Raw genomic sequence first — 14,555 nt, forward strand, 5'->3', positions numbered from 1 at the left:
GTCATCGACTGCACCGAAATCGGGTGCTCGCTGCCGACGCCCACCGGCCCGACCTGCAGCTGTCGGGTCTTGCGACGCTCGGAGAGGACGGGAGGAGGAAGCGCTGGCATACCAAGAGCGACAGTCACGCCGTCAAGCGTACCTACCCCGATCGGCGGACATCCACGACGTCAGCCGTCACGGTGAGCAGCATTACCTGGGCAGCCCAATCATGCTGACAGCGCGCTCCGTCGCCGTCCTCTCGCGTCACTGGAACAGCTTGACCGGGTTCACGATGTCGGCGGTGACGGTGAGCAGAGTCACCGCGCCGCCGATGAAGACGAGCACCATCGTGACCGCGGACAGCTTCGTGTAGTCGACCGGTCCGCCCGCCGCCTTGCCGCGCAGCTTCCGGATCCAGTCACGGACCCGCTCGTACCAGACGACCGCGATATGCCCGCCGTCGAGCGGGAGCAACGGCAGCAGGTTGAACACGCCGATGAAGAAGTTCAGGCTCGCCAGCAGGAGCACGAAGATCTCCCACAGGCCACGCTCGGCCGCCTCGCCACCGATCCGGCTGGCGCCGACGACGCTGACCGGGGTGTTCGGGTCGCGCTCGCCGCCGAAGATGGAATCCACCACCGCGGGGATCCGCGACGGGAACTCGATCAGCCGCTTGGCGGTCTCGGAGAACATCGTGCCGGTGAAGCTGAGCGTCCCACCGATGGCGTCGACCGGGCCGTAGGTGAGCAGCGGCGGTGCGGTGTTCTGGATCGGCGAAGCGCCGATCATGCCGACGTCCTTGACCGTGGTGTTGTTGGAACCGTCGGCGACCAGCCGCTGCACGCGCGGCACGTCGACGGTCAGGTTCAGCCGCTGCCCGTTCCGCTCGACCACGAACGGCGTCGGGCCGCTGGCGACCTGGACGGCCGCGAGCATCTCGCGCCAGGTCTTGATCGGCTTGCCAGCCACGGAGACGACCTTGTCGCCCGCCTGGAGACCGGCGGTCTTCGCGGGGGTCGGGGCGTTCGGCGGGCAGGTGGTGTCGTTCAGCTGCTCCACCGTGGTGGCCGCGCGGGCGCAGGACGTGGCGCTGATCACGGCTTCGGTGGGAGCGGCCTGCGCGGCCGGGTTCGGCAGGCCCATGGTGACGGCCATCAGGTAGAGGATGACGAAACCGAGGATGAAGTGCATCGCCGAACCCGCCGACATGACGACGGTGCGCTTCCAGGTCTTGAAGCGCCACATCGCGCGCTTCGACTCCTCCGGGGTGACCTCGTCGAGCGCGGTCATGCCCGCGATGTCGCAGAACCCGCCGAGCGGGATCCACTTCACGCCGTACTCGGTCTCACCGCGGCGGAAGGAGAAGATCGTCGGCCCGAAGCCGATGAAGTAGCGCCGGACCTTCATGCCGAAGGCCTTGGCCGCCCACATGTGACCGGCTTCGTGCAGGGCGACGGACAGGCAGATACCCAGCGCGAACAGCACGATCCCGAGAATGAACCAGAGCACGCGCTACTTCCCCTTACCGATCAGCGCACCGGCACGCGCGCGAGCCCAGCGCTCGGCAGCTAGTACGTCATCCACGTCGCGAGGTTCACGACGCCATTCGTCGGCGGCTTCCACCACCTGGGCAATAGTGTCCACAATCGAGGTGAAGCCGGTGTTCTGTGCCAGGAAGGCCGCGACCAACTCCTCGTTCGCCGCGTTGTAGACCGCCGGGACGCAGCCGCCCACGGTCCCGGCGTGCCTCGCGAGCTCGACGGCCGGGAACGCCTCGTTGTCCAGCGGCTCGAAGGTCCAGCTCGCGGGCTTGTCCCAGACGCACGCGGCCGCGGCGCCGGGCACGCGGTCCGGCCAGTGCAGCGCCAGCGCGATCGGCAACCGCATGTCGGGCGGGCTGGCCTGGGCGATCGTCGAACCGTCCACGAAGGTCACCATCGAGTGGATGATCGACTGCGGGTGGACGACCACGTCGATGCGGTCGGTCTCGATGTCGAACAGGAGCTTCGCCTCGATCAACTCCAGCCCCTTGTTGACCAGCGTGGACGAGTTGATCGTGATGAGCGGGCCCATCGACCAGGTCGGATGCGCCATCGCCTGCTCGACCGTGACGTCGGCCAGTTCCTCACGCTTGCGTCCGCGGAACGGACCGCCCGAGGCGGTGAGCACCAGCCGGGCGACCTCGGACTCGCGTCCGGCGCGCAGGGCCTGCGCGATCGCGGAGTGCTCGGAATCGACCGGGACGAGCTGGCCGGGCTTGGCCGCGGCCAGCACGAGCGGACCGCCCGCGATCAGCGACTCCTTGTTGGCCAGCGCGAGCGTGGCGCCGGTGGCGAGCGCGCGCAGGGTCGGCGGGAGGCCCTGGGACCCGGGGAGCGCGTTGAGCACGACGTCGACAGGGGTGGCGTCGATCATCTCGACGACCGCGTCGGCCCCGGCGAAGATGCGCGGGAGCTTGAAGTCGCCGCGGGAGTAACCGCGCTTCTGCGCCTCGGCGTACAGCGCGAGCTGCAGGTCTTCCACGGCCGTCGGCCTGCTGATGGCGACGGCGTCGACCTGGTGCGCCAGGGCCTGGGCGGCCAGCGCGGCGGGGTCGGAGCCGCCCGCGGCGATCCCGGCGACCCGGAACAGCTCCGGGTTGCGGGCCGCGACGTCGAGGGCCTGGGCGCCGACCGATCCGGTCGAACCGAGCACGAGCACACTTCGCGAGGTAGTCATCGGGGCTCATTGTCGCTTGGGGCCCGTCGGACGCGTGCAGCCAGGTGTGGGATCATTCGCGGGCAAGCGGACCATCGGGTTTTGAGGAGTTGATCGTGGCGAGCAAAGCGGTCGAAAAGCGCGGCCGGGTGGGCGTCGACACCGTCGACCCGCGCGACGAGCCGTCGGCCGAGTGGGGCTGGCACGGTTCGTTCCCGAAGGCGACGCGGATCGCGGGCTGGCTGAGCGCGATCATCCTGCTGGTGATGCTGTACGGCAACCACCACGGCTGGACCGAGAACCTGTGGCTGATCGGCCTGTCGCTGCTGATGATGTTCGGGCTGGTGCTCGACATCCGCAAGCAGCGCACGGCCTGGCGCAAGTAGCTCCTTCACGGCTTAATGGCCCTTGTCCACCTTGGTGGGCAGGGGCCATTCGCCGTTCTGGGCCCACAGCTCGTTGACGATCTTGATCGCGTCACCCGCCTCGACCCCGTAGCGGTGCCGGTACTTCGCCGCCGGCCGCTGGATCGCCGCGGCGACGTCCCCGATGGCGACGTTGTTCCACGAGTCGTTCGGGAAGAACTGCCGCATCACGGCGAGGAACCGGCCGGTCGCCCACACCGGGTCGGTCCGCTGTTCGAAGGATCCCCAGCTCGCGCGCTGCTGGAAGAGCCCGACCGAGTCACCGAGGCCGCCGTCGAGGTTGGCGATACTCGACTCGACGATCACCGTGGCGATCGCGATGGCCGCGGCGCGATCGTTGAGCCCCGATCTCTGCACCGTCTCGACGATCACTCTGGCGCACGAGGTGTTGTACGGGTTCATGTAGCCGCGCATCTTGGTGGCGAGCTGCTGGTTGAGGCTCTGGGCGGAGTCGGTGTCGTCGGCGGACACGCCCGCTTGGACGCACGGCAGGGCGACGTGTTCGACCTGGTCGGGCCGGATCTCGGTGGGCGGGAGCACGATGGCGGCGAGGGCGAGGTACGCGGCGGTGAGTGAGCTCAGCATGTGCGGTGACCGTTCGGTGCAGGTGGTCGTGAGTGGCGATTCGTGTTCTAACCCGAATCGCCACTCACGACCACCCGGACGGCACCCCCGCGTGAACGGCTACCCGACGACCATCCTTTTGGGTTAGGTTCCCCCTCATGAAGCTGCGCTGGGGTGTCACCGCTGTCGTTTCCGCTCTCGCCGCCGTGTTCCTGCCCGGCGTCGCCACCGCCGCGCCCGCCACGGCGTCCCTGCCGATCGTGCGCTGCGAGTTCACGCCGACGCCGGAAAACCCCGCGGCCCGCCCGGTCCTGCGGCCGCTCCCCTTCGCTCTGACCCGCGGCACCGTCGACGTCACGTTCCGCTTCAACTACGGCCCGGTGACCGTGCGCCTGAACCGCGCCGGCGCCGCCCCGTGCGCCGTCCACAACCTGGCGAGCCTGGCCCTGCAGCGCTTCTACGACCACAGCCAGTGCTGGCGCCTGACGAACTCCTCGCGCCTCGGCGTCCTGCAGTGCGGCGACATCTACGAAGCCGAAAAGGGCGGGCCGGGCTACAAGTTCCCGGACGAGGTCGACGGCACCGAGACCTACGAACGCGGCACCATCGCCATGGGCAACCAGGGCCCCGGCACGAACGGCAGCGAGTTCTTCATCGTGCACTCGTTCGCGAACATCCCGAAGAACTACTCGGTGATGGGCAAGGTCGTGCGGGGTATGGAGGTGCTGGACCGGATCGTGGCGAACGGGATCATCCCGACGGATCCGAACGGGCCTGCCGACGGGCTGCCCGCGAAGCCGGTGAAGATCCAGAAGGCGACCGTCGGTTTCTGAGGCCCCTTTGAGTCAATGATCGCGTAGTCGCCGGTATGGGAGGAAGACTGCCTCACCATCTCTCAAGGAGAAGGGCGCCTTCCCTTGCGCCGCAGCGAACTTCAGATCTACGACCTGTTCGCGCTCACTTGACTCCACGTCACTCCTGGTCGTCAAGGAGCCCGAGGAACTCGTCGAAATCACGGGCGATTCGGCGAGGGACTCGATCTTCGTCGATGTAAACGACAGCAGGCTCATCGCCGCCTCCACAGTCGCGATAGTCGAGCATGACCGCGTCATGCCCGCCGGAAGGCATATCGAAGAGCACTATTCCGATATCCGGGTACCCCCACTCCGAAATCAAGTCCCGGCTACCACGACCACCGCTTGAGTCGATTCCATGGTCACCGCCGATTCCGAGCAGCGATCGCACCTCGAAATGATCGTCCGCCCACGAGGTAGGGAACGACGTCGGACACCGTCTGCGGCGGAGGAGCCCGCCGTTCATCCGACGCAAGATGTCCAAGTAGGACGACGGGAGACGATACCCGAGTCGTTCCTCGGCCTTGGTGATCAACGCGTCGTCGACAGCCGGGCCGGTGAACATGTCTTCACCTGCGAACGGTTCGATCACCGTCTTCCTCTCCAGACCACTGCTCGGCCGAGCTCAGACAGATTCCTGCGAAAGGACGAACTCGGCGATCTCCTTCTTCCGGAGCATCCTCCAAACAGGATCCCCCGTCACCGACGCGAGCCAATCCGCGAAATCGACACCGTCGCCGCGAAACCACCACACCGCACTGCTCCCGAGTGACCGCAGGTCCGCGTCCACACGACAGCGGAACTCGAAGCCGACCTGTGAGTACTCTGCGTGTTCACCTTCGGCGTCGACGATCTCCATCTGCCGCACGAACCCCACCGCGAACATCGGCTCGGAGCCCCAGTTCACTTCGCCGTACTGAAAGAGGAAACCGTCGGTATCAACGCCATCGGGTACGGCGAACCCGATGGCTTCGAAACAACGGACGGCTGCCACGACCTCGTCGACGGCCGGGGGCTTCCGACGTGATCCGGGTAGTCCGAGGAGGTCCTGCGCGATGCTGCCCGCAGAGCCGACGGGAAGGTTCACCTTTCCTCGGTACAGAGATCGGGCACACAACGCGAGAGCGAAAGATCCGAAATCGTCCCCCAGCCTCTCCGAAGGCTCGTTGTGATGAACCCATGCCAGGACCGGGTACTCGCCGGCGTCATCCGGCTGCGAGGAATCGAGGACCACCACTCCGCCCATCCCGTCGAACGCCACCAGGATCAGTTCCTCGGGCATCCTGTGGTCCCGGCGCATGTCCAAGGTCTCGGTGACGGGCCCGATGAACTCCTCTCCCGCGATGTCCCAGGTGCCGAATTCCTGGAGCAGGCGGCGATACGAGGGAGGGAGCGCGATACCAAGAGTTCGCTCCGCGGCGCTGATCGATGCCTCGTCCAAACCATCGGCATGGTTCGAGATGCCGTCGTTCGCACGGATCAGTTCGATGAGCCGCTCGCTCGCTTCGACGCTCATTCGATGACCTGACCTTCCGTTTCAACCAGGACAGTGTCCAGCAATCGCCCGGGATCCAATCGCTCCCGTCTTGTCCGCAGCATAGGTGTCGGGCACGAAGGCGCCTCCGCGAAGCCGGTACACGCCACTCCCGCTCGTACTGAGTGCGAACAGTGCACCTCCCCCGTCCGACCCGAAACGATGATTGAGTCCTCCACGACACCTCGGAACAGGGTGGGCATCGCTCCTCGCAACCCCGCGAGTACGTCCCGCGCCGAATGCACGAAGACCCCGTTACCGAGATCCGGCAACGACACCTCTCACGTGACGGCATGAAGGTCCACCAGTTCCGCCGCACAACCGACGTCCGCGAGGAGTCGACTCTCGCCCAGATCCTCATCCGCCAGGACCACTTGGTTCCCACCTGGCGGGTACCCGTACCCCGCCTCGAATCCTCGCTCGAACTTGGCGCTCAGGGAGGACATCCGCGTGGCCCAGGAGCGCAGATCCGGCCAGCGCCCATCGAATTTCACGAGTCCCGACGAAGCCCGTGCCGAACCAGGAAATCGAGAAAACCGGGCGCCGCACGTTCGCGCAGGCCATCGTCGTGGAAGCGGAATTCGACCGCTTCGCCGCACTCGGTTCCAGTCAAGGTGAAGCCCCACCAATCCCCGGTACCAACCGGGGCCACCGCGAGAAATCCCGTCTCCCGCAGGGAATCGCGGTTGACCGAGACCAGGTCCTCTTCTCTCGGGCCGGGCGCGACGACCGGCAGCAGATCGACGAAGAGGAACGCGCCGCCGCCATGTCGCACCATGAATTCCTTGTACTGTCCAGGAAGGCGAACATCGAGCTCGTGCTCGACTCGCTCGATCTCCTCCTCGGACGAACGCCATGAATCGAAAGGAAAGTAGTCTTCGAGGTATTCCTGAGCTCGTAACCCCTCCTTCGTCCGCAGCACCAGGGCATCGAACTCATCGAACTCCATGACCGTTCACCTCCACTTGTCGGCCCTTCATGACTTCACACTTTCGACCCTGTCTCGCGAGCTCCCGTTCGCCCAGACCTTGCCCGAGCCTGCCGCTTTCGTCGACCACCTGGCTGCCATGACGACCACCAGCGACAGAAGTTCATCGAGCACCTGTTCACGAGAGAGGCTCCTTATCCCCTCGGTTTCGCCCGCCATCCGCGGTTCATCGATACACCACGCTTCGCAGTCGAGAACAATCAGCTATTTCGCTTTCCGGCATTCAAGAGCAGCAAGACGCACGCCAGTCGGTAAATCTCCAACACTGTGCACGCCATGAAAGATTGGCGCACGCGGAAACACACAGCCCCCTCACAGGAACCAGCATTTCACCCTTTAGAGTGACGCATCCGCATCGGCCCGACTACCGGTGACGTTCCTGGGGGTTCAACCATGATGACGCACGAGCAGTACCTGTCCACGAAGAGATTCCCGGCCCTCGACGGGCTGCGCGCGATCGCCGCGCTCCTCGTGGTGGTGTTCCACTACGGAGGACCGTCGTGGGCCATGGCCAACGGGTGGATCGGCGTCCACCTCTTCTTCGTTCTTTCCGGCTTCCTGATCACCACGCTGGCACTGCGTGAAGAAGACCGAAACGGCAGGATCTCGCTCGCGAACTTCTATATCCGTCGTGCGTTCCGCATTCTTCCCGTGTATTTCGCGGTCCTGGGCATCATCGTGGTGTTCACCTATCTGCGTGGGCAGTACACGTCCAGCGGGCTCGCCGGAGCGATGCCGTACTTCCTGACGTTCACCAACGAATTCGCCCACAACGCACCCTTCGGTCAGTCGTGGACGCTGGGAGTCGAGCAGAAGTTCTACCTCGTCTGGCCGTTCCTGGCCTTCGGCATCGCGGCGCTGAGCTTCCCGAAGCGGCTGGGCCTGGCGGTCGGCCTGATCGCGCTCATGATCGCCCTGATCCCGGTGATGCCGTACGCCGGCGCCTACTCGCCGATCATCATCGGTTGCGCGCTCGCCATCGGCCTCCACTACCGCAAGGGCTTCGCGGTCCTCCGCGTCTTCACGCACCCCATCGCCTGCTTCGTCCTGCTCGCGATCCTCGTCGTCCTCCAGATCCACATCACCGACATCGAGGCCTTCTTCCAAGACGGCGGCACGATCGGCGGCACCACGTACGCGGTGCTGGTCGCGCTATTCATCACGTCGCTGATCCCGCGCGGCCCGATCGCCTGGCTCTTCTCCACCCCTCCGATGCGGTTCATCGGCGAGCGGTCGTACTCCGTCTACCTCCTGCAAGGGGTGGCAGCGACGGTGGTCGCGCTGTCGATTCCCCAGCTGGGCACGCACCGGACCCTGACCGCGATCGCCGTGACCGTCGTCGCCCTCGTCATCTCCGACGTCCTCTACCGCTGGGTCGAGGTGCCGATGATCGAGGTCGGCCGCAAACTGGTCGCCCGGCGCAGGCCCGTACCGCCCCGTCCCACGATCCGGGAAGCCGAACCCGCTCTGGCCAGCGGCTGAGCGATTCGGGCGGATCACCCTTGTGCGGGTCCGGTACTCTGGTCGCCAAGGTCGAGAGGCGCTGCAACGGACCGCGGGGTCCGCCACGCTCGGCCCCGGACCTCACCGCAAGGGCGCCTCCCACGACATGGGAGGAGCGCTGGATGGAAACGACCGCCCTGCGAAAGCTGCTGGATGAGCGCATCGTGGTGCTCGACGGCGCGTGGGGGTCGATGCTCCAGAACGCCGGCCTCAAGCCAGAGGACTACCGCACCGAGCGGTTCCAGGATCATCCCCGTGACATCACCGGCGACCCCGACCTGCTGAACATCACCCGGCCGGATGTCGTCCTCGACATCCACCGCCAGTATCTGGACGCCGGCGCGGACATCACGACGACGAACACGTTCACCGCCACCACCATCGGCCAGGCGGATTACGGGCTCGAGCATCTCGCGTACGAGATGAACCTCCGCGGCGCCCAGATCGCGCGCGAGGCGGCGGACGCGGCGGGCGGGAAGTTCGTCGCCGGGTCGGTCGGGCCGCTGAACGTCACGTTGTCGCTGTCCCCCAAGGTCGAGGACCCGGCGTTCCGCGCGGTGACCTTCGACGAGGTGTACGCCGCGTACGCCGACCAGATCAAGGCGCTCGCCGAAGGTGGCGTCGACCTGCTGCTCATCGAGACGATCTTCGACACCCTCAACTGCAAGGCCGCGATCGCCGCGGCCCGTGACGTCGCGCCGCATCTGCCGCTGTGGATCTCGGTGACGATCGTCGACCTGAGCGGCCGGACGCTGTCCGGGCAGACGGTCGAGGCCTTCTGGAGCTCCATCGAGCACGCGGATCCGCTGCTCGTCGGCGTCAACTGTTCGCTGGGCGCCGAAGAGATGCGCCCGCACATCGCCGAGCTGTCCCGCCTCGCGGGCACGTACACGGCCTGTCACCCCAACGCCGGCCTGCCGAACGCGTTCGGCGGGTACGACCAGACGCCCGAGGAGACCGGCGGGCTGCTCGGCGACTTCGCCACGGCCGGCATGGTCAACGTCGTCGGCGGTTGCTGCGGCACGACCCCCGCGCATATCAAGGAGATCGCCGACGCCGTCCGGGGGATGGCGCCGCGCACCGTCCCGGATCCGAAGGCGCACACCCGGTTCAGCGGGCTCGAGCCGTTCGAGATCGGCAAGGACACCGGGTTCGTCATGATCGGCGAGCGGACCAACGTCACCGGTTCCGCCAAGTTCCGCAAGCTGATCGAGGCCGACGACCACCAGGCCGCCGTCGACGTCGCGCTGGAGCAGGTCCGCGGCGGGGCGAACCTGCTGGACGTCAACATGGACGCCGACCTGCTCGACAGCGAAAAGGCGATGACCACGTTCCTGAACCTCATCGCCACCGAACCCGAGGTCGCCCGGCTGCCGATCATGATCGACAGTTCGCGCTGGACGGTCCTCGAAGCCGGGCTGAAATGCGTGCAGGGCAAGGGAGTCGTCAACTCCATCAGCCTCAAGGAAGGCGAGGAGCAGTTCCTCCAGCAGGCCCGCCGCATCCGCGATTACGGCGCCGGCGTGGTCGTGATGGCCTTCGACGAGGAAGGCCAGGCCGACACCGCCGACCGCAAGGTCGAGATCTGCGCCCGCGCCTACGACCTGCTCACCCAGCAGGCCGGTTTCGCCGCCGAGGACATCATCTTCGACCCGAACGTGCTCGCCGTCGCCACCGGTATCTCCGAGCACAACGGGTACGCCAAGGCGTTCATCGACGCACTGCCGCGGATCAAGGAACGCTGCCCCGGCGTGCACATCAGCGGCGGTATCTCGAACCTCTCGTTCTCCTTCCGCGGCAACAACGTCGTGCGCGAGGCGATGCACTCGGCCTTCCTGCTGCACGCCGTGCGCGCGGGGCTGGACATGGGCATCGTCAACGCCGGACAGCTCGCGGTCTACGAGGACATCCCCAAGGATCTGCTGGAACTGGTCGAGGACGTGCTCTTCGACCGCCGCGAGGACGCCACCGACAGGCTGGTCACGTTCGCGGAAACGGTCAGCGGCAAGGGAACCAAGCGCACGGTCGACCTCTCCTGGCGCGAGAACCCGGTCGAGGCACGCCTCAGCCACGCGCTGGTGCACGGCATCGTCGACTACATCGAAGAGGACACCGAGGAAGCACGGCAGAAGCTGCCGAGGCCGCTCGAGGTCATCGAAGGCCCCCTGATGGACGGCATGAAGATCGTCGGCGACCTGTTCGGGTCCGGGAAGATGTTCCTGCCGCAGGTGGTCAAGAGCGCGCGCGTGATGAAGCGGTCGGTGGCCTACCTCGAGCCGTTCATGGAGGCCGAGAAGGAGAAGGCGCGCCTCGAAGGCCGCGTCGAAACCCGTCAGGGCAACGGAAAGGTCGTCCTGGCGACGGTCAAGGGCGACGTGCACGACATCGGCAAGAACATCGTCGGCGTCGTCCTCGGCTGCAACAACTACGAGGTGATCGACCTCGGTGTGATGGTCCCCGCTTCGGTCATCCTCGACACGGCCGTCTCCGAGGGTGCCGACGCCATCGGCCTTTCCGGCCTGATCACGCCGTCGCTGGACGAAATGGTCAACGTCGCCGCCGAAATGGAGCGGCGCGGGCTGAAGCTGCCGTTGCTGATCGGCGGTGCGACCACCTCACGTCAGCACACCGCGGTCCGTATCGCCCCGGCGTACGAACACACGACAGTGCACGTCCTGGACGCCTCCCGCGTCGTCGGCGTCGTCGGCGACCTTCTCGACGCGGACCGCGCCGAAATCCTCGACAAGAAGAACCGCGAGGACCAGGAAGAGCTGCGCGTGCAGCACGCGAACAAGCAGCGAACGCCGTTGCTGACGGTCGAGCAGGCGAGGGCCAACCCGGAGAAGGTCTCCTTCGACGACATCCCGACACCCGCCTTCACCGGCGTCCGGTACGTCTCGCCGTCGCTCACCGAGCTGCGCGAGATGATCGACTGGACCTTCCTGTTCCTGGCCTGGGAGCTGAAGGGCAAGTACCCGGCGATCCTGGACAACCCGGTGGCGCGCGAGCTGTTCGACGACGCGAACACCCTGCTGGACCAGATCATCGCCGAGGAACGGTTCCAGGCCAAGGGCGCGTACGCGTTCTGGCCCGCGCACTCCGAGGGTGACGACATCATCCTCGAGTCGGGCGTCAAGTTCCCGATGCTGCGCCAGCAGACCAAGAAGCCGCTGGAGCGGCCGAACCGCTGTCTGTCCGACTACATCGCCCCGGCGGGCGCGGGCGATCACCTCGGCGGGTTCGCGGTCACCATCCTCGGTGCCGAGGAGTTCGCGGCCGAGTTCGAGGCGAAGCAGGACGACTATCGCGCCATCATGGTGAAGGCGCTCGCGGACCGGCTCGCCGAAGCGTTCGCCGAGCACCTGCACCTCCAGGCGCGACGGGACTGGTTCGAACCGGACGCCGATCCGAAGCTGGAAGACCTGCACGCCGAGAAGTTCCGCGGCATCCGCCCGGCGCTGGGTTACCCGGCGAGCCCGGATCACAGCGAGAAGCAGGAGCTGTTCGACCTGCTCGACGCGGGCAGTTTCGGCATGGCCTTGACCGAGTCGTTCGCGATGACACCGGCGGCGAGCGTCAGCGGGCTGATCTTCGCCCACCCCGCTTCGCGGTACTTCACCGTCGGACGGCTGGGCAAGGACCAGATCGAGGACTACGCGGTCCGTCGCGGCCTCGAACTGTCCACTGTGGAACAGTGGCTCCGCCCGAACCTCGCCTACGATCCCGAATGACACAATGACCGCGTGACTGCCGAGGGCTCGGACTTCCTGCAGCTGGACATCGGGGACGCACCGCCGGGGCGCCGGTCGGACTGGCTGGCGTCGCGGTTGCGGCACGCCATCTCCGACGGCCGCCTGCCGGTCGGCAGCAGGCTACCCGCGACCAGGGCGCTGGCCGCGGACCTGCGGGTCTCGCGCGGTGTGGTCACCGAGGCCTACCAGCGGCTGGTCGAAGACGGTCACGTCGCCGGTCGCGGCCGCGCGGGCACGGTGGTCGTCGCGGCGCCCGCGCGGACGAAGGAACACGCGGCACCCGGTCCCCCGGCGGCGGGCACGATCTTCCAGCCCGCACCCGGGATCGGCGTTTTCGACTCGCTGCGGTCGACCCCGGCGCGGATCGACCTGTCCCCCGGTGTGCCGGATCTGACGGCGTTCCCGCGGACCGCCTGGTTACGCGCGGAACGCACCGTGCTCAACGACCTCTCGGCGGCGGCGTTCGGCTACGGCGACCCGCGGGGCGCGCCCGCGTTGCGGCTGGCCATCGCGCACTGGATCGCCCGCACCCGGGGCATCACCGCCGACGCCGACGACGTGCTGATCGTCGCCGGTGTCGCGCAGGGGCTCGGTTTGCTGGCGCAGGTGCTGCGCGACAACGGGATGTCCGAGATCGCCATCGAGGATCCGAGTTCACTGGGCGCGCGGCAGCATCTGCACGACCGGCGGCTGGCGACACCGCCGATCCGGGTCGACGAAGACGGGATCGACGTCGACGAACTCGTCCGGAGTGGCGCGCCCGCCGTACTGCTCACGCCCGCGCACCAGTTCCCGACCGGTGTCGTGCTCGGCGGGGAACGCCGTCGCGAACTCATGCGCTGGGCCGCGGACGGCGGGCTGATCATCGAGGACGACTACGACGCCGAGCACCGCTACGACCGCCCGCCGGTCCCCGCGCTGCGCTCGATGCTCGCCGAGCAGGTCTGTTACGCGGGCAGTGTGTCGAAGTGGCTCGCGCCCGCGCTCCGGGTCGGCTGGATGCTGGTGCCGCCGCGATACCGGGACGAGGTGGTCGCGGCCAAACGGTTCGCCGACCTCGGCAACGCCGTCCTCCCGCAGCTGGTGCTGGCGCATCTCATGGAATCCGGCGAGATGGAACGGCAGCTGCGGTTCGTGCGCAAGCGGCATCGACGGCGCCGGGACGCGATGATCAACGCGCTCCGGACGCATCTCCCGGACGCCGTGGTGCACGGCGCCGCCGCCGGGCTACATCTGACGATCACCTTCGACGGCGAGTTCTCCGATCTCGACTTCGCCGCCGCCGCGCTGGAGCAAGGGGTGAAGGTGCAGCCGCTGTCGTGGCACTGTCAGCGGCCGATGAAACCCGGCCTCGTCCTCGGTTACGGGGCGAGCCCGGCGAGCGACATCGCCGAGGGCATCGCCGTCCTGGGCAAGATCGGGCGCTAGCCACCCCCCCGCGTTTCGTCCTCTGAATGCGGTGGTTCGACGGCGAACTACCGCATTCAGAGGACGAATTGCCCGAGGAAGGCCAGGAGCACGGCCGGGTCTTCGACGTGGGCGTTGTGGCCCAGCCCGGGAAGTTCGACGGAAGCCTCGTTGAGCGCCCGAAGCTGTTCGGGGCGGCTCATGGGATCGTGCTCGCCGGCGGCGAGGGCGACCGGGCAGCGCGCCGCGCCGAGCAGTCCGGGCATGTCAGGAGCACCGACGGCGAACGCTCGGGGGTCCAGGGCCAGCCGCCATCCGCCTTCGGTTTCGACGATGCCGTCGGGATCCGCTTCGGTGAGACCGGTCAAGCCGGCGATCTTGAGGAACGCTCGTTCGGCGTCCTCGCGGGCCGGGAACACCCTGGGCGGTTTCGCCGCCATGTCGGCGGCCTTCGCGAGGTCGGACTCGCTCCAGTCGACCTTGACACCCACCGCGAGCAATCCGTCGATCCGGAGCCCGAACCACCCGCTGGCCAGCGCGAGCCCGACCACGCCGCCCAGTGAGTGGCCGATCACCAGCAGCGGACCGCGTTCCGGGAGCGCGTCGGCGACCGCCCCCGCCAGACCGCCGAAGGAGTAATGCGTCGAGTGCGGTGAAGCCCCGTGCCCCGGGAGGTCGGGCGCCAACCAGCGGTAGCCGGGTTGCAGCATCAGGCCATCCCAGACCGCGCCCGTCGCGCCGAGGCCGTGCAGCAGGAGCACGGCGGGGCCTTCGGTTCCGGCGGTGCGCATCTTCAGCTTGTCCACCGGACGGATCTTTCCTCAGTCCCCGGTGCGCGGGCTAGTCTCG

Annotated in this window: 12 protein-coding genes and 1 pseudogene; 5 read left to right on the forward strand and 8 right to left on the reverse strand. The window is 67.3% G+C overall.

Annotation, left to right across the window (positions count from 1 at the left end; all coding sequences use genetic code 11):
- From DMC64_RS32515 to dxr, 3 genes and pseudogenes are all read right to left on the reverse strand, one after another.
- Positions 1–128, reverse strand: a pseudogene (locus DMC64_RS32515) (4-hydroxy-3-methylbut-2-en-1-yl diphosphate synthase); the annotation flags it as partial.
- Between the two features lie 118 nt (positions 129–246).
- A complete protein-coding gene (locus DMC64_RS32520) occupies positions 247–1,491 on the reverse strand; it encodes an RIP metalloprotease (RefSeq protein ID WP_037342355.1) in 1,245 nt (414 codons plus the stop codon).
- A gap of 3 nt (positions 1,492–1,494) precedes the next feature.
- Positions 1,495–2,700 carry a 1-deoxy-D-xylulose-5-phosphate reductoisomerase gene (gene dxr / locus DMC64_RS32525; RefSeq protein ID WP_125736626.1) on the reverse strand — a complete coding sequence of 402 codons (1,206 nt, stop codon included), beginning with the start codon at positions 2,698–2,700 and terminating at the stop codon, positions 1,495–1,497.
- A gap of 95 nt (positions 2,701–2,795) precedes the next feature.
- Between dxr and DMC64_RS32530 the strand changes: the two genes are divergently transcribed.
- Positions 2,796–3,065: a DUF2631 domain-containing protein gene (locus DMC64_RS32530; protein WP_037342353.1), complete on the forward strand. Its 270-nt coding sequence runs from the start codon at positions 2,796–2,798 to the stop codon at positions 3,063–3,065.
- A gap of 12 nt (positions 3,066–3,077) precedes the next feature.
- On the opposite strand, the gene DMC64_RS32535 is transcribed toward DMC64_RS32530, so the two are convergent.
- Complete coding sequence (locus DMC64_RS32535) at positions 3,078–3,689, reverse strand: hypothetical protein (protein WP_125736627.1); 612 nt, start codon at positions 3,687–3,689, stop codon at positions 3,078–3,080.
- 137 nt (positions 3,690–3,826) lie between these two features.
- Between DMC64_RS32535 and DMC64_RS32540 the strand changes: the two genes are divergently transcribed.
- Entirely contained in the window at positions 3,827–4,501 is a 675-nt protein-coding gene (locus DMC64_RS32540; protein WP_037342351.1) for a peptidylprolyl isomerase, read from the forward strand.
- A gap of 139 nt (positions 4,502–4,640) precedes the next feature.
- Here DMC64_RS32540 and DMC64_RS32545 read toward each other — a convergent pair whose 3' ends face one another.
- The 3 genes from DMC64_RS32545 to DMC64_RS32555 all read right to left on the reverse strand — a co-directional run bounded on the left by DMC64_RS32545 (position 4,641) and on the right by DMC64_RS32555 (position 7,005).
- The gene (locus DMC64_RS32545; RefSeq protein WP_125736628.1) at positions 4,641–5,114 is read right to left on the reverse strand and encodes an SMI1/KNR4 family protein; all 474 of its coding nucleotides are present in this window, start codon (positions 5,112–5,114) and stop codon (positions 4,641–4,643) included.
- Between the two features lie 33 nt (positions 5,115–5,147).
- Entirely contained in the window at positions 5,148–6,038 is an 891-nt protein-coding gene (locus tag DMC64_RS32550; protein WP_125736630.1) for an SMI1/KNR4 family protein, read from the reverse strand.
- A 508-nt stretch (positions 6,039–6,546) separates the two neighbouring features.
- Entirely contained in the window at positions 6,547–7,005 is a 459-nt protein-coding gene (locus DMC64_RS32555) for an SMI1/KNR4 family protein (RefSeq protein ID WP_125736631.1), read from the reverse strand.
- Positions 7,006–7,437: 432 nt separating this feature from the next.
- Here DMC64_RS32555 and DMC64_RS32560 point away from each other — a divergent pair, with 432 nt between their 5' ends.
- The 3 genes from DMC64_RS32560 to DMC64_RS32570 all read left to right on the forward strand — a co-directional run bounded on the left by DMC64_RS32560 (position 7,438) and on the right by DMC64_RS32570 (position 13,727).
- A complete protein-coding gene (locus DMC64_RS32560; RefSeq protein ID WP_125736632.1) occupies positions 7,438–8,526 on the forward strand; it encodes an acyltransferase in 1,089 nt (362 codons plus the stop codon).
- Positions 8,527–8,669: 143 nt separating this feature from the next.
- On the forward strand, positions 8,670–12,278 hold the full coding sequence (metH, locus tag DMC64_RS32565) for a methionine synthase (protein ID WP_125736634.1): 3,609 nt from the start codon (positions 8,670–8,672) through the stop codon (positions 12,276–12,278).
- Positions 12,279–12,290: 12 nt separating this feature from the next.
- The gene (locus DMC64_RS32570; RefSeq protein ID WP_125736635.1) at positions 12,291–13,727 is read left to right on the forward strand and encodes a PLP-dependent aminotransferase family protein; all 1,437 of its coding nucleotides are present in this window, start codon (positions 12,291–12,293) and stop codon (positions 13,725–13,727) included.
- A gap of 56 nt (positions 13,728–13,783) precedes the next feature.
- On the opposite strand, the gene DMC64_RS32575 is transcribed toward DMC64_RS32570, so the two are convergent.
- Complete coding sequence (locus DMC64_RS32575) at positions 13,784–14,512, reverse strand: alpha/beta fold hydrolase (protein WP_125736637.1); 729 nt, start codon at positions 14,510–14,512, stop codon at positions 13,784–13,786.
- Between the last annotated feature and the right edge of the window lie 43 nt (positions 14,513–14,555).

This window comes from Amycolatopsis sp. WAC 04197 (assembly GCF_003947475.1).
Taxonomy (GTDB): Bacteria; Actinomycetota; Actinomycetes; order Mycobacteriales; family Pseudonocardiaceae; genus Amycolatopsis; species Amycolatopsis japonica.